This is a genomic window from Roseibium aggregatum, assembly GCF_014692675.1.
Lineage (GTDB): Bacteria > Pseudomonadota > Alphaproteobacteria > Rhizobiales > Stappiaceae > Roseibium > Roseibium aggregatum_C.
Genome location: NZ_JABFCZ010000003.1, coordinates 206,241 through 229,769 on the forward strand (window position 1 = coordinate 206,241; position 23,529 = coordinate 229,769).

Annotated in this window: 23 protein-coding genes; 11 read left to right on the plus strand and 12 right to left on the minus strand. The window is 59.8% G+C overall.

Annotated elements, in window-relative coordinates:
- Window positions 1-36: 36 nt before the first annotated feature.
- The 4 genes from HK439_RS03400 to HK439_RS03415 are packed head-to-tail and all read left to right on the plus strand — an operon-like array spanning window position 37 to window position 4,378.
- Entirely contained in the window at window positions 37-1,257 is a 1,221-nt protein-coding gene (locus HK439_RS03400) for a glycosyltransferase family 4 protein (protein ID WP_190289956.1), read from the plus strand.
- Between the two features lie 58 nt (window positions 1,258-1,315).
- Window positions 1,316-2,458, plus strand: coding sequence for a glycosyltransferase family 4 protein (locus tag HK439_RS03405; protein ID WP_190289957.1), 1,143 nt, complete (start codon window positions 1,316-1,318; stop codon window positions 2,456-2,458).
- A gap of 4 nt (window positions 2,459-2,462) precedes the next feature.
- The gene (locus tag HK439_RS03410) at window positions 2,463-3,617 is read left to right on the plus strand and encodes a glycosyltransferase family protein (protein WP_190289958.1); all 1,155 of its coding nucleotides are present in this window, start codon (window positions 2,463-2,465) and stop codon (window positions 3,615-3,617) included.
- Window positions 3,617-4,378, plus strand: coding sequence for a polysaccharide deacetylase family protein (locus tag HK439_RS03415; protein ID WP_190289959.1), 762 nt, complete (start codon window positions 3,617-3,619; stop codon window positions 4,376-4,378). Before HK439_RS03410 ends, HK439_RS03415 begins: the two co-directional genes overlap by 1 nt.
- Before the next feature lie 5 nt (window positions 4,379-4,383).
- Here the strand turns inward: HK439_RS03415 and HK439_RS03420 are convergent, their stop codons facing one another.
- Both HK439_RS03420 and HK439_RS03425 read right to left on the minus strand, forming a co-directional pair.
- Window positions 4,384-4,851, minus strand: coding sequence for a GyrI-like domain-containing protein (locus HK439_RS03420; RefSeq protein ID WP_190289960.1), 468 nt, complete (start codon window positions 4,849-4,851; stop codon window positions 4,384-4,386).
- Window positions 4,852-4,941: 90 nt separating this feature from the next.
- Window positions 4,942-5,943, minus strand: a complete 1,002-nt coding sequence (locus HK439_RS03425) for an LLM class flavin-dependent oxidoreductase (protein ID WP_190289961.1) — start codon at window positions 5,941-5,943, stop codon at window positions 4,942-4,944.
- A 109-nt stretch (window positions 5,944-6,052) separates the two neighbouring features.
- On the opposite strand from HK439_RS03425, the gene HK439_RS03430 reads away from it, so the two are divergent.
- Both HK439_RS03430 and HK439_RS03435 read left to right on the plus strand, forming a co-directional pair.
- A complete protein-coding gene (locus HK439_RS03430; RefSeq protein WP_190289962.1) occupies window positions 6,053-6,664 on the plus strand; it encodes a TetR/AcrR family transcriptional regulator in 612 nt (203 codons plus the stop codon).
- A gap of 102 nt (window positions 6,665-6,766) precedes the next feature.
- On the plus strand, window positions 6,767-7,867 hold the full coding sequence (locus HK439_RS03435) for an alkene reductase (protein ID WP_190289963.1): 1,101 nt from the start codon (window positions 6,767-6,769) through the stop codon (window positions 7,865-7,867).
- 139 nt (window positions 7,868-8,006) lie between these two features.
- Here HK439_RS03435 and HK439_RS03440 read toward each other — a convergent pair whose 3' ends face one another.
- Complete coding sequence (locus HK439_RS03440; protein WP_190289964.1) at window positions 8,007-9,245, minus strand: GGDEF domain-containing protein; 1,239 nt, start codon at window positions 9,243-9,245, stop codon at window positions 8,007-8,009.
- A gap of 313 nt (window positions 9,246-9,558) precedes the next feature.
- On the opposite strand from HK439_RS03440, the gene ilvD reads away from it, so the two are divergent.
- The gene (gene ilvD, locus HK439_RS03445; RefSeq protein WP_190289965.1) at window positions 9,559-11,403 is read left to right on the plus strand and encodes a dihydroxy-acid dehydratase; all 1,845 of its coding nucleotides are present in this window, start codon (window positions 9,559-9,561) and stop codon (window positions 11,401-11,403) included.
- Window positions 11,404-11,480: 77 nt separating this feature from the next.
- Here the strand turns inward: ilvD and HK439_RS03450 are convergent, their stop codons facing one another.
- Window positions 11,481-13,022 carry an MDR family MFS transporter gene (locus tag HK439_RS03450; RefSeq protein ID WP_190289966.1) on the minus strand — a complete coding sequence of 514 codons (1,542 nt, stop codon included), beginning with the start codon at window positions 13,020-13,022 and terminating at the stop codon, window positions 11,481-11,483.
- Between the two features lie 129 nt (window positions 13,023-13,151).
- On the opposite strand from HK439_RS03450, the gene HK439_RS03455 reads away from it, so the two are divergent.
- Window positions 13,152-13,661, plus strand: a complete 510-nt coding sequence (locus tag HK439_RS03455) for a MarR family winged helix-turn-helix transcriptional regulator (RefSeq protein WP_190289967.1) — start codon at window positions 13,152-13,154, stop codon at window positions 13,659-13,661.
- Between the two features lie 51 nt (window positions 13,662-13,712).
- On the opposite strand, the gene HK439_RS03460 is transcribed toward HK439_RS03455, so the two are convergent.
- Entirely contained in the window at window positions 13,713-14,114 is a 402-nt protein-coding gene (locus HK439_RS03460) for a PRC-barrel domain-containing protein (RefSeq protein ID WP_190289968.1), read from the minus strand.
- Window positions 14,115-14,616: 502 nt separating this feature from the next.
- Here HK439_RS03460 and HK439_RS03465 point away from each other — a divergent pair.
- Window positions 14,617-15,168, plus strand: coding sequence for a PAS domain-containing protein (locus HK439_RS03465; protein WP_190289969.1), 552 nt, complete (start codon window positions 14,617-14,619; stop codon window positions 15,166-15,168).
- Window positions 15,169-15,214: 46 nt separating this feature from the next.
- Window positions 15,215-16,375 carry a methyl-accepting chemotaxis protein gene (locus HK439_RS03470; RefSeq protein WP_190289970.1) on the plus strand — a complete coding sequence of 387 codons (1,161 nt, stop codon included), beginning with the start codon at window positions 15,215-15,217 and terminating at the stop codon, window positions 16,373-16,375.
- A 35-nt stretch (window positions 16,376-16,410) separates the two neighbouring features.
- Here the strand turns inward: HK439_RS03470 and HK439_RS03475 are convergent, their stop codons facing one another.
- The 7 genes from HK439_RS03475 to HK439_RS03505 form a co-directional block, all read right to left on the minus strand.
- A complete protein-coding gene (locus HK439_RS03475) occupies window positions 16,411-16,635 on the minus strand; it encodes a hypothetical protein (protein WP_190289971.1) in 225 nt (74 codons plus the stop codon).
- Window positions 16,636-16,668: 33 nt separating this feature from the next.
- Complete coding sequence (locus HK439_RS03480; protein WP_190289972.1) at window positions 16,669-16,893, minus strand: hypothetical protein; 225 nt, start codon at window positions 16,891-16,893, stop codon at window positions 16,669-16,671.
- Between the two features lie 32 nt (window positions 16,894-16,925).
- Window positions 16,926-17,171, minus strand: coding sequence for a hypothetical protein (locus HK439_RS03485; protein ID WP_190289973.1), 246 nt, complete (start codon window positions 17,169-17,171; stop codon window positions 16,926-16,928).
- A gap of 67 nt (window positions 17,172-17,238) precedes the next feature.
- A complete protein-coding gene (locus HK439_RS03490; RefSeq protein ID WP_190289974.1) occupies window positions 17,239-17,835 on the minus strand; it encodes a hypothetical protein in 597 nt (198 codons plus the stop codon).
- Window positions 17,836-18,292: 457 nt separating this feature from the next.
- Entirely contained in the window at window positions 18,293-18,637 is a 345-nt protein-coding gene (locus HK439_RS03495) for a hypothetical protein (protein ID WP_190289975.1), read from the minus strand.
- Window positions 18,638-18,713: 76 nt separating this feature from the next.
- Complete coding sequence (locus HK439_RS03500) at window positions 18,714-20,891, minus strand: anthranilate synthase component I (RefSeq protein ID WP_190289976.1); 2,178 nt, start codon at window positions 20,889-20,891, stop codon at window positions 18,714-18,716.
- Window positions 20,892-21,442: 551 nt separating this feature from the next.
- Entirely contained in the window at window positions 21,443-22,279 is an 837-nt protein-coding gene (locus HK439_RS03505; protein WP_190289977.1) for a DUF4238 domain-containing protein, read from the minus strand.
- Window positions 22,280-22,490: 211 nt separating this feature from the next.
- On the opposite strand from HK439_RS03505, the gene HK439_RS03510 reads away from it, so the two are divergent.
- Window positions 22,491-23,522, plus strand: a complete 1,032-nt coding sequence (locus HK439_RS03510; RefSeq protein ID WP_190289978.1) for an LLM class flavin-dependent oxidoreductase — start codon at window positions 22,491-22,493, stop codon at window positions 23,520-23,522.
- Window positions 23,523-23,529: the final 7 nt, after the last annotated feature.

Below are 23,529 nucleotides of genomic sequence, written 5' to 3' on the forward strand. Positions count from 1 at the left end.
ACATCCCGTTAGAGTACGCTGAGCCTGAGAAACCGCATGTCCCGTATCGCCGTCGTGGTCAAAGGCTATCCGCGCCTGTCCGAAACCTTTATCGCGCAGGAAATTCTCGGTCTCGAACAGCGCGGCGTTCCGATCCTGATCGTGGCGCTGCGCGAACCCTACGATCCCTATATCCACGAGTTGCACCGGCAGATCTCGGCCGAGGTGCTCTATCTGCCGGAATATATTTCCGACGATCCGGCGCAGGTCCGGCGGGCGCGGCGCTGGGCCGAGCAGCAGCCGACCTACGAGGCGTCGAGAGCGCTTTTTGAAGCCGATCTGAAGCACGAGAAGAACCCGAGCCGCTACCGGCGCTGGGCGCAGGGCTGCGTCTTCGCCCACGAACTTCCCGAAGACGTCACCTGGATCCATACCCATTATCTGCACACGCCGTGTTCGGCCGCGCGCTATGCGGCGCACCTGTCGGGCAGGGGATGGTCGTTCTCCGCCCACGCCAAGGACATCTGGACCAGCCCGGAATGGGATCTGAGGACCAAACTCGACGATGCCGCCTGGGGCGTAACCTGCACCGGGGTCAACGCGACTTACCTTAAGAGCCTGAGCCGGGATCCGGACAAGATCGAACTGGTCTATCACGGACTGGACTTCACCGGCTTTCCGATGCCTGAGGGCGGCCATTCCACGCGAGACGGGTCCGGCGAACCGGTGCGCCTTCTTTCCGTCGGCCGGGCGGTGGAAAAGAAGGGCTACAACGATCTTCTGACGGCGCTGTCGAAGCTGCCGCAGGACCTGAACTGGCACTTCACCCATATCGGCGGCGGACAGCTCGCCGATAAGCTGAAAGCCCGCGCCGGGAAACTGAAACTGTCAAACCGGATCACCTGGCGCGGCGCGCAGCCGCGGGAAGAGGTCATCAAGTCCTGCCAGGAGGCGGACCTGTTCGTTCTGCCGTCCAAGCTTGCGAAAACCGGTGACCGCGATGGTCTGCCGAATGTGCTGATGGAAGCCCAGTCGATGGGGCTTTGCTGCCTGTCCACGGACGTCTCCGCCATTCCTGAACTTATCGCGGACGGCGAAACGGGACGGCTGGTGCCGCCCGGCGAACCGGTTATGCTGGCAAAGGCGATCGCAGACCTGATCCGGGATCCGGCGGAACGGAACCGGCTCGGAATCGTTTCGTCAAAACATGTGCGAAAACATTTCGCCACCGAGCCGGGCCTCGATCTTCTGGCGGGTAAATTCAGGAAAGTCCTTTAGGTCGCAAACCCGTTCATGAGTTTGCGACCTGAACCAACGGGAAACGGAATCCGGCACCTTGAGAATTGCCTTCACAGCACCGATGAAGCCGATCGACGATCCGGTGCCCTCCGGCGACCGGACCATGGGCCGGCTGATCGTCAAGGCGCTGGAAACCGCCGGCCACGAGGTGCGGATTGCCAGCCGTTTCCGCTCCTGGCGCAAGGACGGCGGCGACGATGTGCTGACGGCCCTCCGTAAAGCAGCCCTGGAAGAGGCGGAGCGCGTTGCCGAAAGCTGGACCAAGGAAGGCTACCGGCCGGATCTGTTCCTGACCTATCACCTCTACCACAAGGCGCCCGACTGGATCGGCCCGGCGCTTGCCGACCGCTTCGGGCTGCCTTACGTGATCGTCGAGGCGAGCCGGGCCCTGAAGCGCAAGACCGGCCCCTGGGCGCTCGGCTTTCAGGCCGCTGACGAGGCGCTTCACCGCTCGGACGCGGTCGCGGCGATCCATAACTGGGACCGGGAACGGCTCCTGCCGTTCTTTACCGATCCGGAAGATCCCCGTCCGGGCGTGCTGCTGCCGTTTCTCGACAGCCATGCGTTTGAAGAGGCTGCGAAAACGCCACGTCCGCCCGTGCAGGCGCCGCTGAAATTGCTTGCCGTCGGCATGATGCGCGAGGGCGACAAGACCCGCTCCTACGAGGTGCTCGCCGAGGCACTCGGCCTCGTCCGGGATCTGCCCTGGCAGCTCACGATCATTGGCGACGGTCCGACGCGGGATCATGTCCTGGACCTTTTCCCCGCCGACCGCATCCGCTGGATCGGCGCGCTGCCGCCGGAACAGCTTCCGGCCCAATATGCCGCCCATGACCTGTTCGTCTGGCCCGCCATCCGCGAGGCCTTCGGCTTCGTCACCCTGGAGGCACAGGCGGCGGGGACCGGTGTCATTTCGGGCGATGCGCTCGGCGTGCCGGAAATCGTTCAGGACGGTGTCACCGGTCTTCTGGCGCCCGAAGGCGACGCGAAGGCGTTTGCTGACCGTCTGCGCAGCGTTTTGAACGATCCCATGAAAGTCCGCGCGTTCGGAGCGGCCGCGGCGGCGCATATCGCGGAAGCCCATTCGCTCGAAGCCGGCGCCGCACGCCTTGACGCCTTCCTCAAAGCCGCGCAAGAGCATTATAGATGCGTCCGTTCCAAGCCAAAGCAGGACAGTTGACCCCATGACCCAGACCGCCTTCATCTATGTCCAGCACCTTCTGGGAACCGGCCATGCGGTACGCGCGGCCGCCATCGGCAAGGCGCTGGTGGCACGAGGCGTCGAAGTGACCCTGGCCACGGGCAACCTGCTGCCGCCGACCCTCGACACCACGGGCCTCGAAATCGTCCAGCTGCCGCCGGCCAAAAGCGCGAACGCCGCCTTCAGCCGGATCATCACCCTCGACGGCAACGACATCGATCCCGCATGGAAGGAAATGCGTACGGCCGCCACGCTGAAGGCTCTGGCGGCGAAGCCCTACGATCTGCTTCTGACGGAAACCTATCCTTTCGGCCGCCGCCAATTCGAGTTCGAGCTGGCTAGCGTTCTGGATACGGTAAAGGCGCTTGATAAGCCGCCCCTGATCGCTTGTTCCGTCCGCGATATCCTTGTCCCCAAGAACGAGCTCTGGAAAGAGGAGTGGATGGCCGACAAGGCGCTCGCCTATTACGACCGCGTGCTCGTCCATGCCGATCCGGATTTCATCACCCTGGCCGACAGCTTCCCCTTCGCGCACAAGGTGGAGAAACTGGTGCGCTACACCGGCTATGTGATGCGCGCCGGGGACCGGCCAGAGCCGCCGGAAGGCGACGGCGAGGACGAGGTGATCGTCTCCTGCGGCGGCGGGGCGCTGGCGGAAGCGTTCCTGAGCGCCGCAGTGGATGCCCGTCCGCTGTCGCGCCGGGCAGGGGACTGCACTTGGCGCATTCTGGTCGGTCATAATATTTCGGAAGAGGATTTCCAGGACTACCGCAAGAGGGCGGGCGAAGGCGTCATCGTGGAGCGCGCGCGGCCCGACTTTACCGGCATGCTGAAACGGGCCCGCCTGTCCGTCAGCCAGGCCGGCTACAACACCATTCTCGACATTCTGGATGCCGGGGTTCCCTCCGTGCTCGTGCCCTTCGCGCAGGCGACGGAAACCGAACAGGCGCAGCGCGCCAAGGCCCTTGCCGCCCGCGGCCGGGTGGTGGTTGCCGAAGAGCATAACCTGACCACGGAAAAGCTCGCCCAGGCCGCCGACGACGCGCTGGCGCTGCCGCGCTCCCATCATCATGTGCTTCTGGGCGGCGCGGAGAAAAGCGCGGATATCCTCATGGAAGACCTGAAGGCGCGGGGCTGATGGATGAGGGCCTTGCAAGGTTCCGCTCGGACCTGACCGCGCACCTCGACTGGTTTGCGGAGCGGGGACGGAAGGTCCGGTTCTGGTGGCGCGACGACGATGCCATCGAGCCGACGGAGGACCTCGACCGGCTGCTGTCGATCGCGAACGAACACGATGTCGACGTGGCGCTGGCCGTCATTCCGAAAGACGCCACGCAGGCTCTCGCCGACCGGCTGGCCGACGAACCGCACGCGATCGTCCTGCAGCATGGCTGGCAGCACAAGAATTTTCAGCGCAAGGATCTCGGCGAAGGGGCCGCAGAGCTCGGCACCCGCCGTGACCCGGACCAGCTGATGGGCGAACTGGCGGAGGGCAAGGCAAAACTGGAAGCCCTGTTCGATGGCCGGTTCGTTCACGCCATGGTGCCGCCGTGGAACAGGATCGCGCCGGAGATCTCGCAGCGCCTGCCGAAAATCGGGCTGCCCGGCCTGTCCACCTTCACCTGGATGAATTTCCCGCGGACGCATCAGGTGCAGACCCACCTCGACATCATCCGATGGAAGAAGGACCGCCGCTTCATCGGCTGGAACAGCGCCGCCATCCGCCTCGATCTGCAGCTTTGCCGGCGCCGCACCAACCCACGTGAGCCGCTCGGTATCCTTTCCCACCATCTGGCGCACGAAGAAGGCTGTTACGCCTTCCTTGAAGAGTTTATCAGCATCGCCGCGCACCATGACGGCGCCGAATGGCCGCCGGTGAAGGACCTGTTCACGGAATAGGTTTATCAGGCGAGCGAGACGAACACGTCGGTCAGCAATTCGTCTTCCGGCGTCTTGGTCGGGTCGTTCAGATAGACCTCCCAGGTCGGCGCGCCGATCCGGATGCCCTCTTTCTCGACATGGGCCATCATTTGCCCGTAGCTGTCGCGCAGCTTGGAATAGGGCCCGGTATGGCGGAAGTGAAGAATCTGTCCGGCCGGCGTCGTGGCATATCGCGTGGGGTCTTCCGCGCTTGCCTCCGCTTCAGACTCAACCGAAAAGCCGGAGCGAAAGGTCATGCGCTCGGGATCGATGGACTGGTAGACGGTCAGCGCCTTGCCTGTCGTTGCGACCCCGCTTTCCAGCAGGAAGTCCCAGACCTCCTGGAACGCCCCGCTCATGGCCGCATTGACTTCCTCCGGCGCCATGCCACAACTGCGCTCCTGATAGAAATAGGGAATTTCGGCAACGTCGACGAGCTTGAACTCCAGCATGATGCGCTCCGGCGGCAGATCGAGGATATCCGACCGGAACTATAGGCCGGTTGGGCTGAGATCCCTAATCGTGCCGAACCCGGTCCCTTTTCAAACCGTCTCCGCGTTCAGCTCCTTCATCGCATGAGCGGCAATCCGGAAGGAATTAAGCCGAGAGATGTGATCGTGGATCTGGCCGGTGATGATCACCTCGTCCGGCTGATAGATCGATGTCAGCTCCGCCAGCTTCGCCTTGACCGTCTCCGGCGCCCCGACGGCGGAAATGCGCAAGGCATCCTCGACCATTTCGATGGCGACCGGCCCGACGAGGGCCTCAAGGTCTGCGACGGGAGCGGGCAGGGGACCGGGGCGCCCGGTCCTGAGATTGATGAAGGCCTGCTGCATGGAGGTTCTCAAGTAGGCGCCTTCTGCATCCGTTGCCGCGGCGAACACGTTGATCGCCATCATGAAATGAGGCTTGTCGAGGTATTTCGACGGCTGGAACTTGCGCCGGTAGATCTTCGAGGCATTGGAAAGTTCCGCAGGCGCAAAGTGCGAGGCGAAGGCATAGGGAAGGCCGTAAAAGGCCGCCATCTCTGCGCCGTAGAGGCTGGAACCCAGGATCCAGACCGGCACCTTGGTGCCCATGCCCGGAACCGCGCGGATTTTCGCGCCTTCCACCGGATCGTCGAGATAGGCCATCAGCTCCATGACGTCCTGCGGGAAGGTGTCGGTCTGGTCCATGGACCGGCGCAGGGCCCGTGCGGTCAGCATGTCGGTCCCGGGCGCGCGGCCGAGCCCGAGGTCGATCCGGTCCGGATAGAGTTCGGCCAGCGTGCCGAACTGTTCGGCGATCACCAGCGGTGAATGGTTCGGCAGCATGATCCCGCCGGAGCCGACCCGCATCGTCGAGGTGGCGCCGGCCACATGACCGATCAGAACGGACGTTGCCGCACTGGCGATGCCGCGCATGTTGTGGTGTTCGGCCAGCCAGTAGCGCTTGTAACCCCAGCTCTCCGCATGTTGGGCGAGGTCCTTGGTGTTGGCCAGCGCCTCGCGGACCGTATGGCCTTCGGGAACCGGGGAAAGGTCGAGAACGGAAAAGGGGATCATGCAAAAATCACTGCGGTTGATTGCTGTTAATGGCTAAAATAGGAACGTCCGGTCCAAAATGTAACCCGGCTCTATTGAATTCCGAACCGCATGGTCCAATATCCACATTATGACCCGGGAACACACCCATACCATTGCCTCCGCAAAAGGCAGTCCGAAAGCCCATGCCGGACCCGGGCGACCGCGTTGCTATGACGAGGCCGAGGTGCTCGACAAGGCGCTGCAGGTGTTCTGGCGGCAGGGTTACGAGGCGACGTCGGTCGATGACCTGACGGCCGCCATGGGCCTGTCCCGGTCGAGTTTCTATTCCGCCTTCGGCTCCAAGCATGGCGTTCTGATCGCCGTGCTCAAGAGTTATTCCGATGCCGCGCTGCAGGCACTGGAACACCTGGCCGAAGGCCCCCGTGACCAGGCGGTCAAGGCCATGCTGGACGCCCTGTCCGATCCGGCGGGCGGGCCGCGCGGCTGCATGCTGGTCAACTGTATTACCGAACTGGCGCCGCAGCACGAGGAGGTCGCCGAACTCGGTCGCCATCATCTGAAGCGGATCGAGGACCTGTTTTCCAGGGCCTTGTCGCCCGATAACCCGGATGCGGCGCGCGACAAGGCGCGGGCGCTTGCCGCCCTTGCCATCGGAACCCTGACCCTTCGAAAGTCCGGCGTGCCGCCGGAAAGCATTTCCACAGCCCTTGAGGCGGCCAGGACGATCCTGGCCACTTAAACCTGAAGGGCGGAATACCCGCCGCGGCTCTGATCCCAGGCAGTGTTGCGGCTATTTTTGGACTGAATAGTCCGTATTTATCAAGCCTCCGAGGAGAGCAAAATGAGCGAAGTGAAGCTGTTTACACCGTTGAAAGCCGGCGCCATCCCGTTGAAGAACCGGATCGTCATGGCGCCCCTGACCCGCAACCGGGCAAGGGCCGAAGACGACACGCCCTATGACATCCACGTCGATTATTATTCCCAGCGCGCCGGCGCCGGTCTGATCGTGACCGAAGGATCGCAGATTTCGCCCCAGGGGAAAGGCTATGCCTGGACACCGGGCATTTATTCCGACGCCCAGGTCGAAGGCTGGAAAAAGGTGACCGACGCGGTGCACGCCAGGGGCGGCAGGATCGTCATCCAGATCTGGCATGTCGGCCGGATTTCCCACCCGGTGCTGCAGCAAAACGGGGAGGCGCCGGTCGCCCCGTCCGCGATCGCTGCGAATTCCCGCACCTTCGACGGCACCGGTTTTGTCGAGACGCCGACCCCGCGGGCGCTTGAGATCGATGAAATCCCGGGCATTGTCGAAGACTATCGCAAGGCCGCGGCCAATGCGATCAGGGCCGGGTTCGACGGCGTCGAGATCCATGCGGCGAACGGCTACCTGATCGACCAGTTCCTGCGGGACAGCTCCAACAGGCGCACCGATGCCTATGGCGGTTCGATTAAGAACCGGACCCGGTTTTTGAACGAGGTCCTGGAGGCGGTCGTCTCCGAAATCGGCGCAGACAGGACCGGTATCCGTTTCAGCCCGTTCTCCTCGGCCAACGACATCTCCGACAGCGACCCGATGGCGCTTTTCGGCCATGCCATTGATATCGTGAACGGCTATGGCCTTGCTTACCTGCATCTGGTCGAAGGCCAGACCGGCGGTCCGCGCGATCTGCCGGAAGGCGCGAGCCTGGAAGCGCTTTACGACCGGTTCAACGGTGTCCGGATGGGCAACAACGGCTATACGCGGGAAATGGCCATCGAAGCGGTGGAAACCGGCAAGGTGGATCTGGTCGCCTTCGGCAAGCTCTTCATCTCCAATCCGGATCTGGTGGAACGTCTTGAAGCCGACGCGCCGATGAACGAATGGGACCAGTCGACATTCTACGGCGGCGGCCGGGAGGGCTACACCGACTATCCGACGCTTGAAGAGACCAAGGCCGCCTGAAGCGGCAACCATTAATCCGGCTGCGCCTGCTTCCGCCGCGGCCTCTTTTTGAGGCCAACCGCAGGCGCGGCCCGACAGACGGCCGGCGCGGAAAGCCTCCTCCGCCCGGCCGTTTCAGTCTGTTTTCCAGCGTGAATGGCTACCCGGTCGCCTGCTGACGGGTCGCGAAGGGCGAGAGAACGGTTTCCGGGTGAAGCGGACCGGGCTCCAGCGTGCCATTCACGACAATCCGGTTGCCGCCTTTGGCTCTTGCCTTGCTCAAGCAATGATCGGCGACTTCAAGGGCGCGGTCGAACGGCGTGCTCATATCTCCGCAGAAAATACCGCAACTGACGGTTACGGTCAGACGTTTGCCAGCCGCACGTGTGCTTTGCACTGTCAGTGTCCGGCTGATTCTTTTGGCAATTGCGCCCGCTTCCGTCTGGTCCGTTTCAGGCACGAACAGACCGAACTGATTTTCCCGGATGAGGCCGACCTCGGCGCGGCCTGGGGGCGTCTCCTGGCAAATACGCCCCAGCAATCGCATCAGGGCCTCGCCCATGGAATGGCCGAACCGGTCGTTGATGCTCTGCAAACCGTCGATCTCCAGCGTCATGAGGGCATAAGTCCCGGCACCGGCCCTGAGAGCGTCGAGCTTGCCCTGCGCCGAACTTTCGAACGCCCGGCGGTTGGGCAGGCCGGTGAGCGCATCCACCAGGGCCTGTTCCTTGTACTGGCCCTTCATTTTCTCGAAAACCGCGATGCCCAGTCCCACGATCTTGAAAACGATGGCAACGAGGAGCACCACCATGCTGAATTGCAGGGACGGGGTCTGGAACGCAGCCTTGAAGTTCGCAAAATGCGTGTTGAAATTCATCAAGATCAGGTTGAGGCGCAGCAGGATATCGACAGCGAAAACGCCGATCAGAAACCAGGAGCTGATGAATTGCACCTTGTGCTGAAGCCAGCATTCGCGAATGCACAGCGACATTGCCAGAACGCTGAAGGCGTTGATGTACAGGACCCGCAGGATCAGGTCGTCGCGGAACCAGGGGACCTGATAAAGGGCAAGCCATCCGAAGAGCCCGGCGATCAGCAGCCAAAGATAGCTGAGCCGTCCCGCATTCAGCAGGCTGAGAGCGTTGGGCCGGATGCCGAAACCGATAATCATCAATGCGTTTGCGACGCCGATGCTGACGAAGTCGGGGACGGTCCCGCGGAGGCTGACCAGCGAGGCGCAGGTTCCCGACAGCAGCATCGCAACGGACCAACCGGCCCAGCTCAGCCGGACCGTTTTCGGCAGGGATTTCAGGGCGAATGCCATGATCCCCAACACGAGCGCTCCGGTGTAATAGGCAACGGTAATCGCCGCGAGAAGCGTCGGTGTATCCAGATGCATCGATTGAAAACCTTGAAGAATATGAGCCGGGAGTATGGTGAAGCGCTCCTTAACAAACTCCTACGCCCTTGTTTGAAATACCGAGAGAAGCAGGCAATTTCGATGTGGCCGCACTGAATTCCGGGCCTCCGGAAGTGGCCTTGCGGCAGGTGCCGTACCGCAGCGTACTGTTTTTCTCCAATCCGCCCTTTCGTTTCGCCGAAAAAGCTGACAAAACGGAGCACAATGAACCCTAAGCCGTGCCGGGAAATCCCGAGGGAGAGCGGCAGTACCGGGTGCCAAAGCCCCGGAAAAGACCAAAAAGGACGGAAAGATGCCCCCGTATCGTTCAAGAACGTCGACCCATGGACGCAACATGGCCGGAGCGCGCGGATTGTGGCGCGCCACCGGCATGAAGGACGGCGACTTCGGCAAGCCGATCATCGCCATTGCCAACTCCTTTACCCAGTTCGTGCCGGGGCACGTGCACCTGAAGGACCTGGGCCAGCTGGTCGCCCGCGAGGTGGAAAAGGCCGGCGGCGTCGCCAAGGAATTCAACACCATCGCAGTCGATGACGGCATCGCCATGGGCCACGACGGCATGCTCTATTCGCTGCCCTCGCGCGAAGTAATCGCCGATGCTGTCGAATACATGGTCAACGGCCACTGCGCCGATGCACTCGTGTGCATTTCCAACTGCGACAAGATCACGCCCGGCATGCTGAACGCCGCCATGCGGCTCAACATTCCGGTCGTCTTCGTTTCCGGCGGACCGATGGAAGCCGGCAAGGTCGTGCTGGAAAACGGCGAGGCGAAGTCTATCGACCTGATCGACGCCATGATCGCGGCCGCCGACGACAACGTGTCGGATGCCGACGTGCTGACCATGGAGCAGAACGCCTGCCCGACCTGCGGGTCGTGCTCGGGCATGTTCACCGCCAACTCCATGAACTGCCTGACCGAAGCCCTCGGTCTGGCGCTGCCGGGCAACGGCTCCACGCTGGCCACCCACGCCGACCGCGAGCGGCTGTTCGTTGAGGCAGGCCACCTGATCGTCGATCTGGCCAAGCGCTACTACGAGCAGAACGACGAAAGCGTCCTGCCGCGCAACATTGCGACCTTCAAGGCGTTCGAGAACGCCATGACGCTGGACATCTCCATGGGCGGCTCCACCAACACGGTGCTGCACCTGCTGGCGGCGTCCTTCGAAGGCGAGGTCGGCTTCACCATCAGCGATATCGACCGCCTGTCGCGCCAGGTTCCGGTACTGTGCAAGGTCGCGCCCTCGGTCGCCAACATCCACATGGAAGACGTCCACCGTGCCGGCGGGATCTTCGGCATTCTGGGCGAACTCGACCGGGCCGGCCTGATCGACAGCACCGTTCCGACGATCCACTCCAACTCCATGAAGGAGGCGCTGACCCGCTGGGACGTCAAGCAGACCAATTCCGAAAGTGTGCACGACTTCTACCGCGCCGCCCCGGGCGGTGTGCCGACGCAGGTTGCCTTCTCGCAAAACCGCCGCTGGGACGATCTGGATCTCGACCGGGAGAAGGGCGTCATCCGCAACGCGGATCATGCCTATTCCAAGGACGGCGGCCTGGCGGTCCTGTTCGGAAACATCGCCGAGGACGGCTGCATCGTGAAGACTGCGGGCGTCGACGAGTCGATCCTGAAGTTCTCCGGTCCGGCCCGCATCTTCGAAAGCCAGGACAGCGCGGTTTCCGCGATCCTGACCGGCAAGGTCAAGGAAGGCGACGTGGTTCTGATACGTTACGAAGGTCCGCGCGGCGGTCCGGGCATGCAGGAAATGCTCTATCCGACCAGCTATCTGAAATCCAAAGGCCTCGGCAAGGCCTGCGCTCTGATCACCGACGGCCGCTTCTCCGGCGGTTCTTCGGGGCTTTCCATCGGTCACATCTCGCCGGAAGCCGCCGAAGGCGGCGCCATCGGCCTGGTGGAGGAAGGCGACACCATCGTCATCGACATCCCGAACCGGGTAATGAAGGTGGATCTCACCGACGCCGTCCTGGCTGAACGCCGCAAGGCCATGGAAGCAAAGGGCGCGGACGCCTGGAAGCCGGTCGAAAAGCGCTCCCGCAAGATCACCACGGCCCTGCGCGCCTATGCTGCGCTGACGACCAGCGCCTCGAAGGGGGCCGTCCGGGAAGTCAAGTAAGGCGACTGCCTGGACCGAACGCTTAAAAAAGCCGCCTCGATTGGGCGGCTTTTTTTCTGAACGTTCAGCGGCGGATTTTAGTCGCGCTGGTACTGGGTTCCGAGCTGCACGTTCTTCAGGCTCAGGGCGGCAACGAAGCCGATAAAGCCGAGGAAGGCCGCCGCCAGGAACAGCGGGTGACAGGCAGCCGCATAGATCTGGCTGATCTGATGCTGGGCGTCCACGGGGAGGGTGCCGATCTGCGCAGGCGTCAGCTTCTCGAAGTTCTCCACGCCGGGGATCGAACCGCTGAAATTGCTGATTCCGGAAGAAACGATCGCGCCGTAGATCGATATGCCGATGGACGCGCCGCCGATCCGGGTGAGTGTGGTTGCCCCTGTCGCTGCCCCGACGTCGCGGTGGGGGGCCGCATTCTGAACGCCGAGCACCGGCACCTGCTGCCCGACGCCGACGCCCAGGCCGTGGATGAAGCACAGCGGCAGGAGCAGATAAAGGCTCGTCTGCGCGTCGACGAAGAAGAACATGGCGGTGGCGAGCGTGGTGACGCCGGTGCTGAGGATGGAAAAGATCTTGTAGTAGCCGGTCCGCGACATGATCTTGCCCGCATTGAGCGAACCGGCGGCAATGCCCACGGTAATCGGTATGAAAAGAAGGCCGGCCATCGACGGTGTCATGCCCAGGCCGGTCTGGAAGAACAGGGCGAAATAATTGACGAGGCCGATGCCGAGGCAGCCGCTGACCATGGTGATGACGAGCAGTAGGCGGATCGTCGGGCTCCTGAACAGGCCAAGCGGAACGACTGGTTCCTCCACACGTTTCTCAACCGCAATCCACCCGAAGACACAGGCAATGCCCAGGGCAACGATCATGAGGCTTTGCGGGGCAATCAGGCTGCCGAAAAGTTCCGAACTGTCGGCCCACAGAACGACACTGGCGATGGCCCCGGCCAGAAGAAATGCCCCCAGGAAATCCACCTTCGGCTTGCGTTCCGGGCGCTTGTAAGGGAGCAGGAAGGCCAGGGCGACAAGAACGAGAATACCGATCGGCACGTTGACCAGAAAGATCGAGCGCCATCCGAACAGGTCGGTCATCAGGCCGCCGAGGGTCGGGCCGATGGCGCCGGACAGCATCAGCACCAGGCTGGAATAGCTCTGGTAGCGCGCGCGTTCGCGCGGTTCGAACAGATCGGCGTTGATGGAAAAGATGGTGACCATGATGCCGCCGCCGCCAAGAGCCTGCAGAACGCGGGCCGCGATCAGCGTGTTCATCGAAACGGCCAGGCCGCACACGACCGACCCGAGCGTGAAAATGAAGATCGTCGCCATCATCACGTATTTGCGGCCGAACAGGTCGCCGAGCTTGCCGTAAAGCGGCATCACAGCGCTGGAGGTCAAAAGGTAGGCGGATCCGACCCAGCTGAACCGCTCCAGGTGTCCGAATTCGCCGACGATGGTCGGCAGGGCCGTGGAGACGATCTGGTTGTCGATCATCGCCATGAAAACGGCGGTCATCAGGGTCAGGAAGACGAAGAGCCGCAGGCGTTTGTCGGTAATCAGCGGAGCGTGGCGGGGCTCACCCCGTGGCTCTGAGGGGGTATCGGATAGAGTATCGGCGGTCATGAAATGTCCTGAAGCCCGGAACGGGAATATTTCGCATGCTTGACACATATATATGACACAAGCATAAATATGACCAGAGCATATATTGTGCAGAGCCGGAAATTTCCTTGGGAGGAGGAAGGGAGCGTCATGGCTTTCGACCGCTGCGAGAGTGACCTGACAGACGATACGCTGCCGGACATTTCCCGGATTTCACTGGCCATGTCCCGCATGCGGGTTCTGATCAAGAACCGTGCCATCGGACAGCTCATCATGAGTGCTGCTGCGCCGGACCTGGATCTGGCCCATGTTGATGTGATCGAGCTCGTCCGGCGCGGGGCCCGCGAGGGCGAAGTCACCATTGGCCTGATCGCGGAGAAAATGTGCATGGATCCCTCACGGGCGAGCCGTGTGGTGGCCCATCTGGTCGATCAGGGCATCCTGCGCCGTGCCGTTTCCCAGGCGGATGCCAGGCGCGCGGTGATCGTTCTGACCGATAAGGGGCAGGCGATCCTGAAGGAAAAGCGGCGCGTGAAACTCGAAATGCTGGAAAAGATCCTGTCGGGCTGGACCGAAGAGGAGGTCACGCAGTTTGCCGAACTCTTTGCGCGTTTCGTCGACGAGTTCGAAAAACTTGCCTTGCCTGGTCGGGACGGATGATCTTCCCGCCCCGTCTCCGGCGTTGAAGGGGATCGCCTCAACCGGAGAGGCTTATCTTGCCATCCGGTTGACCTCGTCCTCGGTCTTGGCAAGCACGACCACGCCGTCCGATACGGCGAAGTCACGCGCGAGAACCGTGATCGTCGTCTCGCCGATCCCGAGGAAACCGCCGATTTCGGCATCGATGGACGACAATTCTCCGTTCGGATCCGTCCGGACCAATGACACTTCGCCGACGGTCGTTCCCTCCAGCGTCACGACGGACTTTCCGATCAGTTCGCCAGGCACGGCGACAACAGCCTTCGTACTCATGCCGGCGTCGGCGTCTGCTCCGCGCTTCGTTTGCGCAGGGTTCGGTTCCTGCGCGAGGGTCGCGCCGTATGAGGCGGTGTAGGCCGTCAATCCGAAGAGTACGGCTGTGGTCACGACCAGGGTTTTCGCAGCATTCTGCATCGTGTTTCTCCTCCTTCGTCGCAAGGCAAACGGTCGCTGTGGTGCCGTGATGGAAGCGATATTAGTAGATGCGAGAAATCCGGCCATATAAAGGTTGTGGCATCTGCGCGAACGCAACCTAACCTAAAATATTGAATTAAAAAGACAATTCCGGAAAGTTGGCTCCGGGTGGCGACCATCGCCGCTTGCCTGTACCAATCCACATGGCGATTATGGGGCGGACAGTCAACGGTGTACATGGCCACGGCTTGCATAGACCACAGGCACTAGGTGTCGATGGAATATCTGTAATTATGCCAATGATATATTTCTGTAATGCAAAATATATCGATATGTATAATGACATAAATATTATCGATTTTAGTTTTGATATGTAAAAATGCTTAAGCATCTCAATTTAATACACGTTTAATATATTATATAGCATTATGCATCCATTGAATTCATTCGTGTTCGATCATGGGAGTGTCGAACGTTCTCATCTGCTAGCGAGAATTTGGATATGCCAAAACCGGTGTTCCTCACAGGGGTCGAGAGAACCTTTCCTGACGACGACATTATTGTCAGTAAGACGGATTTGAAGGGGCGCATTACCTACGCCAACCAGGTTTTCCTCCAAATCGCCGACTACACGGAACAGGAGGTGCTTGGTCAGCCCCATAGCATCATCCGTCATCCGGCAATGCCGCGGTGCGTCTTCAAGCTGCTGTGGGCGACCATCGAGGCCGGGCAGGAAATCTTCGCCTATGTGATCAATCGCGCAAAGAACGGCGATCATTACTGGGTCTATGCACATGTGACGCCGAGCTTCGACAATGCCGGTCGTATCATCGGTTACCACTCCAACCGCCGTGTCCCGGACCACAAGATCGTCGATGACCACATCGTTCCGCTCTACCAGGCCCTTCGGGAGGAGGAGGCCCGCCACCAGAGCCGCAAGGACGGCATGATGGCGGCCGAGCAGATGATCTTCGATGTGCTCGCCAGGCAGGGTGTCGCCTATGACGAATTCATCGCGACCGTCGGCCAGGAGCGTCGGCGTGGCTATCGCTGACCGCTGGTTCGCACCACTATTCCGGTAGACCTTCAGGAAGATCGACATGTTTTCAGGCTTGAAAAAATCGTCACTGAGAAAAGCCACGGCCGTGTGCAAGGCGGTGGCGAATGGCGATTTCGAAGCGCGGATCACCAATATCACGGAGACGGGTGAGGCCGCGGAGCTGATGCATGCGATCAACCTGCTGATCGACCGGACCGATGCCTATCTTCGCGAATCCAAGGCCTGCCTCGACTATGTCAGCCGCAACCAGCATTTCAGGCTGATCGCCGAAAAGGGCATGGTCGGCAGCTTCCAGGCGGCCGCGCGCAGCATCAACACGGCAACCTTCAAGATCAAGGAAAAGCACGACGGTTTCTGCAAGGTCGCTGCCGATTTCGAACACCAGCTGAAGGACGTTGTCGATGCGGTGAGCCATTCCGTCAGCGACCTCAACATTGTCTCCAAGAATGTGGCGGACTCCTCCAGCCAGGTGAGCGAACAGTCCCTCGTGGTCGCCGCCGGTGCGGAGGAAGCGTCCGCCAACATGCAGAGCGTTGCCGCCTCGACCGAGGAGCTGACCGGCTCGATCGCCGAGATCAACCGCCAGGTCATGTCCGCTGCCGAGATCGCGGCCGGAGCCGTCACCAAATCTCAGGCCATGAGCAAGGAAATCGACAGCCTGTCGAGCATGTCGATGAAGATCGGCGAGGTTGTGCAGCTCATCAACGATATCGCCGCGCAGACCAACCTTCTGGCCCTTAACGCGACCATCGAGGCCGCACGTGCCGGCGAAATGGGCAAAGGCTTTGCCATTGTTGCCCAGGAGGTGAAGGCGCTCGCCAGCCAGACGGCAGGGGCCACGGAAGAAATCAACATGCAGATTTCCGGCCTGCAGGAGGTGACCTCGAAGGCGGTCGGCGCCAATGCCGAGATCAGCGAGGCGATCGAGCGGGTCAGCGAGATTTCAACGGCAATCGCGTCTGCCGTCGAACAACAGACGACCGCGACCGGAGAAATCGCCCAGAATGTCGAGGAGGCCGCGAACGGCGCGACCGACGTAACGCAAAGCGTCGTCGGCATTCAGACAGCATCTGCGGGAACCAGGGAAATCAGTGCACGCGTCGTCGAAGCCGCCGGCAGCCTGCATGACCAGGAAGCTCACCTGCAGAAGCTCCGCGACGAGATGAACGCATTCCTGGCGACGGCAACCAAGGTCGGCTAGGGGTCGGTCTATCCGGATTTCTGCAATTCGCGCGGTTATTTGATCGGCGTTTTCACGGTAGTGACCTTATGGGTCGCTTCGCCACCGATCTTGCCGCAATCGTCCGCGGTGGCGGCCAGAACCGTGACATCCTTGACCTTGCACAATACGCCGGCGGCGACGTCATCGGCGCTCAATATTGCCGCAATAGCTTTGTCCGAAGATGCCTGGGCTGCGACCGGGAACGCTAGAAATGCGAGTGCCAGGGCGACTTTCTGCATGGATTTCCTTCCTTTCCGATTAGCGGATGGTCGTTAATTCACCGGCGTTTTTGTTATTGTGACAGTGTGGATGGCCTCGCCACCGATCTTGCCGCAATCGTCCGCGGTGGCGGCAAGTACGGTGACATCCTTGACCTTGCACAATACGCCGGCGGCGACTTCTTCGGTTCCAAACCAGGTGTCATTGAGAAGCGAATATGCGGCAGCCACAGTCGTGGCAAATATCAGCGTTGCGAATGCCAGGGCGATTTTCTGCATGGCGCGTTTCTCCTTCCGATTTTTGGCGGTCGTTACTTCGAGGGCGTTTTGGTTGTCGTCACGGTGTGTGTCGCTTTGCCGCCGATCCTGGTGCAGTCGTCAGCCGATGCAGCAAGCACGGTGACGTCCTTGATCTTGCACAGGACGCCGACGTTGATGTCGTCTGTTCCAAGGCCGAGCCAGCCGGTCGTTGGCGCGGATATCGTAGCAGCGAGAGCTTCATTGCTGACTGCGGAACAGAAAAGCGCGATCGTGGCGAATAGAATTCGTTGTTTCATTTGAATGACTTCCGTTTTCTTCGGCAGGAACCAGGTGCCTGGCATTATCGCCGGAACCGGCCGGGCCCTATTCAAGGTTCATGTGAGCAAGAATCCCGTCCGGGTCATGGACGGTGGGCTGCTGGTCACAGCTGTTCGCGCGAAAGCCCAACTTCTCCAGTTCCAGTGCCTTCTTCCGGCAGATCGGAATGGCAGCCTTTTCGGTTGCTGCCACTGCACGCATAACCGCATCCTCCAAGTGGCCTTCCGTGGATTGAAGACTTAAGCCGAATTGTTCGGTGAACAGGCCCATGGAACCGTCTGCGGCGAAATTGGCGACTTGATCGAATTTCGCAGATGTCACCACAGCTTCAGGCCGGGACGGATCGTCATCGGGATGGTTCCGCAGGAAAAGCGGCGTGATTGCGCCGGATTCACAGGCATCGAACATTACGACAACCTCGCCGGCCGGCACCTTGTGGACCATGCCGGCGAATTCCGCAGCGGTGATCCAGACACCTCCGGCAACCGCAAACGCCCGGACTTCGGGTTTCTTTTCCGACCACAGAATAATCGCATCATTGCCGGGACCGGCGGGTTTTGACGGATCGATCGCACCGGAGTGAACATTGGCATAGATGATCAGCCGGTCCGTGGGGCCCAATTGCGCGGCAAGCGCCGCCATTTCCGACTTCAGGCCTGCGGTGGTGCCGTCTTCATTGATTATCTGCAGATGATTTTCCGGCGCGATTGCGAGCCGTTTGCCCAGGGCTGTCGCGATTGCCTCCGCGCCATTTCGACAGACGCTGGCTGGCTGAGGTTTCCAGGGCGGACAGATGCCTATCGTCAAGAGATGATTGGTGAAGGGAGCGCTATCTGCTCTCGCTACCCCGTGGACAAATAGAATTGCCGGAAGGGTCAGGCAAATGAAAAGCAGTTTCATGCGCCACTTGAATATGCCGCAGATCATCCCGCCCCCGCGCGATAGTAATTGCCCGATATTTTAGCGAAAAGATATGAAGGAAGACCTAAAATACCCGTGTTAAAACTTTCAGGGTGTGGTCGCAGTCATTGCCAATCGCGCTGGGACAAAGGGCGGGACAGTGGTAAGGCATCCCGCCCAAGTGCCGGGCTTTCTGAAATCAGCGTCCCCACAGGAAGGGGATGAGGACCAATAAGACTGCCGGCAGCGCGCCAGCCAGGAGCCGTGCGCCCCAGCGGGCGTTCGATTCCGGATATTGGATAAGCGCTCCGCCAACAATGCAGACGAACACGCTTCCTGCCGTAAGCAGATAATATCTGACAGGAACATCTGCCGAGAAGTGGAATGCACCGTTCTCGTCACGGCCGCCGAGTGCCGATATGCCATAGAGCAAAATGACATAGTTGATCACGCCGACAATCGTAACGATCGTCGTCTGGATCGTCGGGTCACGACCGAGGCCGAGGATCCCGAAAGGGACGGTTTTCTTTCTGTCTTCAGGCATGGCACTCTCCAATTTCAGGGAGAGTGCCATAAAAATCAATACCTACAGGTTGTAATTTTTGTCGAGGGTAAGGCCGTCACGCCGTTTCCGCGACCTTCGCCCGGACAAGTTTCGCCACGACATTCTCGATGATCTTGTGCCCGGCGTCCTGATCGAGGGACATGATGCTCTCGGGATGGAACTGTACGGCGGCGATCGGTTCGTGATCGTGTTCGATCGCCATGACCACGCCGTCGTCGGTTTCCGCGGTCACGCGCATCTCCGCCGGCAGGGTGTCCCGTTTGGCGAAGAGCGAGTGGTAACGCCCGACGATCACCGGCGCCTGCAGGCCTTCGAACAGGAGCGAGTTGCCCGAGATCGTGATCGGAGACGGCTTGCCGTGCATCGGGATATCGAGCTGGCCAAGTTCGGCGCCGAAGCTTTCCGCCAGCGCCTGTAGTCCCAGACAGACACCGAAGATCGGCAGGCCCCGGGACCGTGCCCGGCCGATGGTGGCCGCACAGTCGAAGTCCTTCGGATTGCCCGGTCCGGGCGACAGCACCACCAGGTCCGGATTGACGTCGTAGAACACGTGATCGGCCACGGGCGTGCGGTAGGTGACGACCTCGGCCCCGGTCTGGCGGAAGTAGTTGGCCAGCGTGTGGACAAAGCTGTCCTCGTGATCGACCAGCAGGATTTTCATGCCCGCACCCGGTTTGGGCTTCAGGGCCTTGTCTTCCGCCTGCAGGGCCAGACCGGCTTCGCGCACGGCGGCCCGCATGGCTTCCGCCTTCAGTTCCGTTTCGGCTTCCTCGTCTTCTGGAACGCTGTCGTAGAGAAGGGTTGCCCCGGCGCGGATCTGGGCGACACCGTCCTTGATCCTGACGGTCCTGAGCGTCAGGCCGGTGTTCATGTCGCCGTTGAAGAGCACGGCACCGATGGCACCGCCGTACCAGGCGCGCGGGCTTTTCTCGTTCTCCTCGATGAATTCCATCGCCCAGCGTTTCGGCGCGCCGGTCACCGTCACCGCCCAGGTGTGGGACAGGAAGGCGTCCAATGCGTCCATGTCCTCGCGCAGGGTGCCCTCGATATGATCCACGGTGTGGATCAGGCGGGAATACATCTCGATCTGGCGCCGGCCGATGACGCGCACGGAGCCCGGCACGCAGACCCGGCTCTTGTCGTTGCGGTCCACGTCGGAACACATGGTCAGCTCCGCCTCGTCCTTGGCCGAGTTCAGCAGCTTGCGGATCTGCGCCTCGTCCTCGATGGCGTTCTTGCCGCGCCGGATCGTGCCGGAGATCGGGCAGGTCTCCACCCGCCGTCCGCCGGTGACACGCACATACATCTCCGGCGAGGCGCCGACCAGGTATTCGCGGTTACCGAGGTTGAAGAAGAAGGAGTAGGGGGAGGGGTTGATCTGCTGCAGGCGGCGGGAGACGGCGGACGGCGGGTTGGGGCAAGGCTCGTAGAAGGTCTGTCCCGGCACGGTCTCGAACAGGTCGCCGCGGCGGAAATAGTCCTTGGCCTTCTCCACCAGCTTTGCGTATTCGCCGGGCTCGTGATCGCCCCGGCCCGGATCCTCGTTCGCCGGCGTGTACTGGCTCTTTTCGCCGTCGCGCGGCAGGCCGGCGGTCGACTTGCCGTCGACTTCGAAGTCGTATTCCAGCACATGGGCGCGCTTGCCGTGGTGGTCGACGATCAGGATCTCGTCCGGCAGGAACAGCACCACGTCGCGCTGGTCGTCGGGCCGTTTCAGCTTCAGGTCGATCGGCTCGAACTGGAACGCGATGTCGTAACCGAAGGCACCGTAAAGGCCGAGCTGGTCGTCGCCGCAGGCAAACAGATCCTTCAACGCCCGGACGATGGAAAAGGTCGAGGGCTGGCGCGAACGTTCCTCTTCCTGGAACACCCGGTCGGGCTTTTTCACGGTCAGGTCGATGCGGGAGCCGTCGGCGGAAAAACTGGCCACATCCGGATGGGTTTTCAGCGCTTTGGCAATGGCCGGGATCAGGATCCGGCCGCGGTCGTTGAGCGCCCGGATCTCCACCGCGCGGTCGGCGGCTTCCATGACCAGCGGCGGGTTGACCAGCGCCATGTCCCAGCGGGTGTAGCGGCCCGGATATTCATAGGAAGACGACAGGACGGCGCCGCGCTCCGCGTCGAGCCGGTCGATCCACTGGGAAGTCCCAGCCTCATAGTCGGAAGGCCGGGAAGAGCGGGTGATCGTGATCCCGCCGTCCGTTTCAAATGTCTGTTCCGCCAGTGCCGGCATGAAATCTGTTCCCTTTACGCATCGGGCGTTTCGCCCACTGGGTCACCTCGAAAATTCCGCCAGAAAGACCAAAGGCCGCCTGCGGTGTCCCGCGGCGGCCTTTGGTCTACTTCGATCACGTCAAGACATGAGAGTGCGCTGGCCGCCTTTAAGCGTCCCGCCACCACCAAGTCTGGGTCATGATCTTGTTCATGGCATTTTGAATAGCGGAAGAGGGCGGGGGAGGCAATGGCAAATCTTTATATTGCATCCATTTTCTATTTTCTTAGTAATGGGGATTTTTTGGGAAGTAAAAATAGAAATTATTTACCTAAACAATTTTTGAATTTTTATTCAAAATCGTATTTCCAAGAATTAGCCACTTCTGAAGGCCGGCCGAATTTCCATCCGATTTTGTAAACATGCCCATCGTCAACAATCGATTTTTTATAAGATGGAACTGGGCATAAATCACCCCTCTTTGAGAGTGATGTACTTAGAATTTTATTTTCTGAAAATATAAACCTGTAGGAAAAGTAAGCGATAATATTATTAATTTCTGAAATTATATCTTAGTCGTCGATTGTAACGTGTCGCTCTTTTGTTTTTATGAAATTGTTATTCACAATTGCAATGTTTGACGAAATGGGGAATATAAAAATAAAATTTTTTGCTTGTTTTGATGAATATGGGACCGATTCCTTGATGGTGCGATTTCTATTGAAATAACATACAGGATTGTCAGACGATATGAATGGAAGATCAGTTATATTGTGAATCAGGAAAGGTCCGCCAAACGCAAAGTTTTCTTGGAATATATCTATATTATTTACTAGAAGCGGCATCGACGATAGTCGTCTATGAGGGTCGATATTTAGATCGATTATTCCTGAGCGTACCAAGTTTGAGAAATGAATAGGGCCTACGGATTTATTTGAATTTCTTTCTCGATACATATCACAAAAGATTTTGAGATTCGGATCGTCAGAGGCCAAGCCGATAGTTTCTTCGTATTGTCCAATAACGCTTTCTCTAAGTAGGAATAATATTGCATCAAGTACTATTGGTGTGCGGGTGTGCAAAGAGCAAATAAATTTTACAATATTTACCCAATCATAAGCGGAAACTGGCTCTTTCCTTTTTAATCTTTCAAAAGCTGGTGTCCATGCGGATTCGACATAGTTGGAAAAGCCTTTTTCGAGAGCGGTGTCAAATCTTTGTTCAGCGTGATCAGGTTGCCTATATAAGTAATTGATAGCAAGTGCTTTCTCAGGCTTTTGGGGGAAGTAATGATTTTGATTCCATGTATCTACTAAATGTATGTATCCACCTTTGTCTGTAAAATTCTTAGAATAACAAACGGGAATATAATGATGTTTTTTAGGGTCTTCAGGATGGGTAGGATGCATGCTGCCGTATATTGAAAATTGAAATTTGCTTAATTCATAAGCTGTTCTGCTTTACGGTGATATCATGAACTTTATGTTCGAATCCGGTGAGCAAACTTGCCTTTGTAAGAAGCGAACGAACTATCTACATATTCTATCGCATAGTTCTCATCATAACACGGCTCGCTCCTAATTATGTCGGCGAACCCATACACATGCGATAGGTTTTTAAATGTCCAAACCGCTCGAACTCGGCCTCGACACCTTCGGGGATATCACGCAAGGGCCGGACGGCCGGTCGCTTCACGAAGCGGAGGTGCTGCGCAATCTGGTCAAACAGGGCGTTCTGGCCGACGAGACCGGTGTCGATTTTTTGGGGCTGGGCGAACATCATCGCGCCGATTTCGCCATCTCCGCCCCCGAAATCGTGCTCAGCCATGTCGCTGCCCTGACGAAGCGCGTGCGGCTGGGGACGTCCGTTACGGTGTTGTCGTCCGACGACCCGATCCGCGTGTTTCAACGCTTTTCGACGCTGAACGCCCTGTCGAACGGCCGGGCGGAAATCACCGTCGGCCGGGGGTCCTTCACCGAGAGCTTTCCGCTGTTCGGCTATGATCTCAATCTCTACGAGGAACTGTTCGAGCAGAAGCTGGACCTTCTGTCCGCTCTGGTAGCCGACGAAATCGTCACCTGGGAAGGCGAACTGCGCCCGCCGCTGAAAAAACAGCGGGTGTTCCCGCGGGTGGAAGACGGATTTCTGGTGGTCTGGGTCGGGGTCGGCGGCACGCCTCAGTCGGTGGTGCGCGCGGTCGCCTATGATTTTCAGCTGATGCTGGCGATCATCGGTGGCGACCCGGCCCGGTTTCGGCCACTGGTCGATCTCTATTATCGCGCCTGCGAGCAGATGGAGCATGCCGTCAAGCCGATCGGCGTGCATTCACCGGGTCATATCGCCGAGACCGACGAACAGGCGCTGGAAGAACTGTGGCCCCACTACAAGGCCTTCCATGACCGGCTTGGCCGGGAGCGGGGCTGGTCACCGATAGTCAAGGATGCCTTCGTGTCGGAAGCCCGGCACGGGTCGATCTATGCCGGTTCGCCGGAAACGGTCGCAAAGCGGATCGCGAAGACCGCGAAAACGCTGGGCTTGTCCCGTTTCGACATGAAATACGCCACCGGCGCCATGCCGCATGCCATGCTGATGAAGAGCATCGAGCTTTACGGCACGAAGGTCATCCCGCTGGTGCGGGACATGCTGAACTGAGGGGGCC

What these genes read in the sequence shown, in the direction of transcription:
- HK439_RS03400 (WP_190289956.1), top strand. Translation starts at nt 37, where the DNA reads ATGTCCCGTATCGCCGTCGTGGTCAAAGGCTATCCGCGCCTGTCCGAA.
- HK439_RS03410 (WP_190289958.1), top strand. Translation starts at nt 2,463, where the DNA reads ATGACCCAGACCGCCTTCATCTATGTCCAGCACCTTCTGGGAACCGGC.
- HK439_RS03415 (WP_190289959.1), top strand. Translation starts at nt 3,617, where the DNA reads ATGGATGAGGGCCTTGCAAGGTTCCGCTCGGACCTGACCGCGCACCTC.
- HK439_RS03420 (WP_190289960.1), bottom strand. Translation starts at nt 4,851, where the DNA reads ATGCTGGAGTTCAAGCTCGTCGACGTTGCCGAAATTCCCTATTTCTAT.
- HK439_RS03425 (WP_190289961.1), bottom strand. Translation starts at nt 5,943, where the DNA reads ATGATCCCCTTTTCCGTTCTCGACCTTTCCCCGGTTCCCGAAGGCCAT.
- HK439_RS03430 (WP_190289962.1), top strand. Translation starts at nt 6,053, where the DNA reads ATGACCCGGGAACACACCCATACCATTGCCTCCGCAAAAGGCAGTCCG.
- HK439_RS03435 (WP_190289963.1), top strand. Translation starts at nt 6,767, where the DNA reads ATGAGCGAAGTGAAGCTGTTTACACCGTTGAAAGCCGGCGCCATCCCG.
- HK439_RS03440 (WP_190289964.1), bottom strand. Translation starts at nt 9,245, where the DNA reads ATGCATCTGGATACACCGACGCTTCTCGCGGCGATTACCGTTGCCTAT.
- ilvD (WP_190289965.1), top strand. Translation starts at nt 9,559, where the DNA reads ATGCCCCCGTATCGTTCAAGAACGTCGACCCATGGACGCAACATGGCC.
- HK439_RS03450 (WP_190289966.1), bottom strand. Translation starts at nt 13,022, where the DNA reads ATGACCGCCGATACTCTATCCGATACCCCCTCAGAGCCACGGGGTGAG.
- HK439_RS03455 (WP_190289967.1), top strand. Translation starts at nt 13,152, where the DNA reads ATGGCTTTCGACCGCTGCGAGAGTGACCTGACAGACGATACGCTGCCG.
- HK439_RS03460 (WP_190289968.1), bottom strand. Translation starts at nt 14,114, where the DNA reads ATGCAGAATGCTGCGAAAACCCTGGTCGTGACCACAGCCGTACTCTTC.
- HK439_RS03465 (WP_190289969.1), top strand. Translation starts at nt 14,617, where the DNA reads ATGCCAAAACCGGTGTTCCTCACAGGGGTCGAGAGAACCTTTCCTGAC.
- HK439_RS03470 (WP_190289970.1), top strand. Translation starts at nt 15,215, where the DNA reads ATGTTTTCAGGCTTGAAAAAATCGTCACTGAGAAAAGCCACGGCCGTG.
- HK439_RS03475 (WP_190289971.1), bottom strand. Translation starts at nt 16,635, where the DNA reads ATGCAGAAAGTCGCCCTGGCACTCGCATTTCTAGCGTTCCCGGTCGCA.
- HK439_RS03480 (WP_190289972.1), bottom strand. Translation starts at nt 16,893, where the DNA reads ATGCAGAAAATCGCCCTGGCATTCGCAACGCTGATATTTGCCACGACT.
- HK439_RS03485 (WP_190289973.1), bottom strand. Translation starts at nt 17,171, where the DNA reads ATGAAACAACGAATTCTATTCGCCACGATCGCGCTTTTCTGTTCCGCA.
- HK439_RS03490 (WP_190289974.1), bottom strand. Translation starts at nt 17,835, where the DNA reads ATGGCGGCGCTTGCCGCGCAATTGGGCCCCACGGACCGGCTGATCATC.
- HK439_RS03495 (WP_190289975.1), bottom strand. Translation starts at nt 18,637, where the DNA reads ATGCCTGAAGACAGAAAGAAAACCGTCCCTTTCGGGATCCTCGGCCTC.
- HK439_RS03500 (WP_190289976.1), bottom strand. Translation starts at nt 20,891, where the DNA reads ATGCCGGCACTGGCGGAACAGACATTTGAAACGGACGGCGGGATCACG.
- HK439_RS03505 (WP_190289977.1), bottom strand. Translation starts at nt 22,279, where the DNA reads ATGCATCCTACCCATCCTGAAGACCCTAAAAAACATCATTATATTCCC.
- HK439_RS03510 (WP_190289978.1), top strand. Translation starts at nt 22,491, where the DNA reads ATGTCCAAACCGCTCGAACTCGGCCTCGACACCTTCGGGGATATCACG.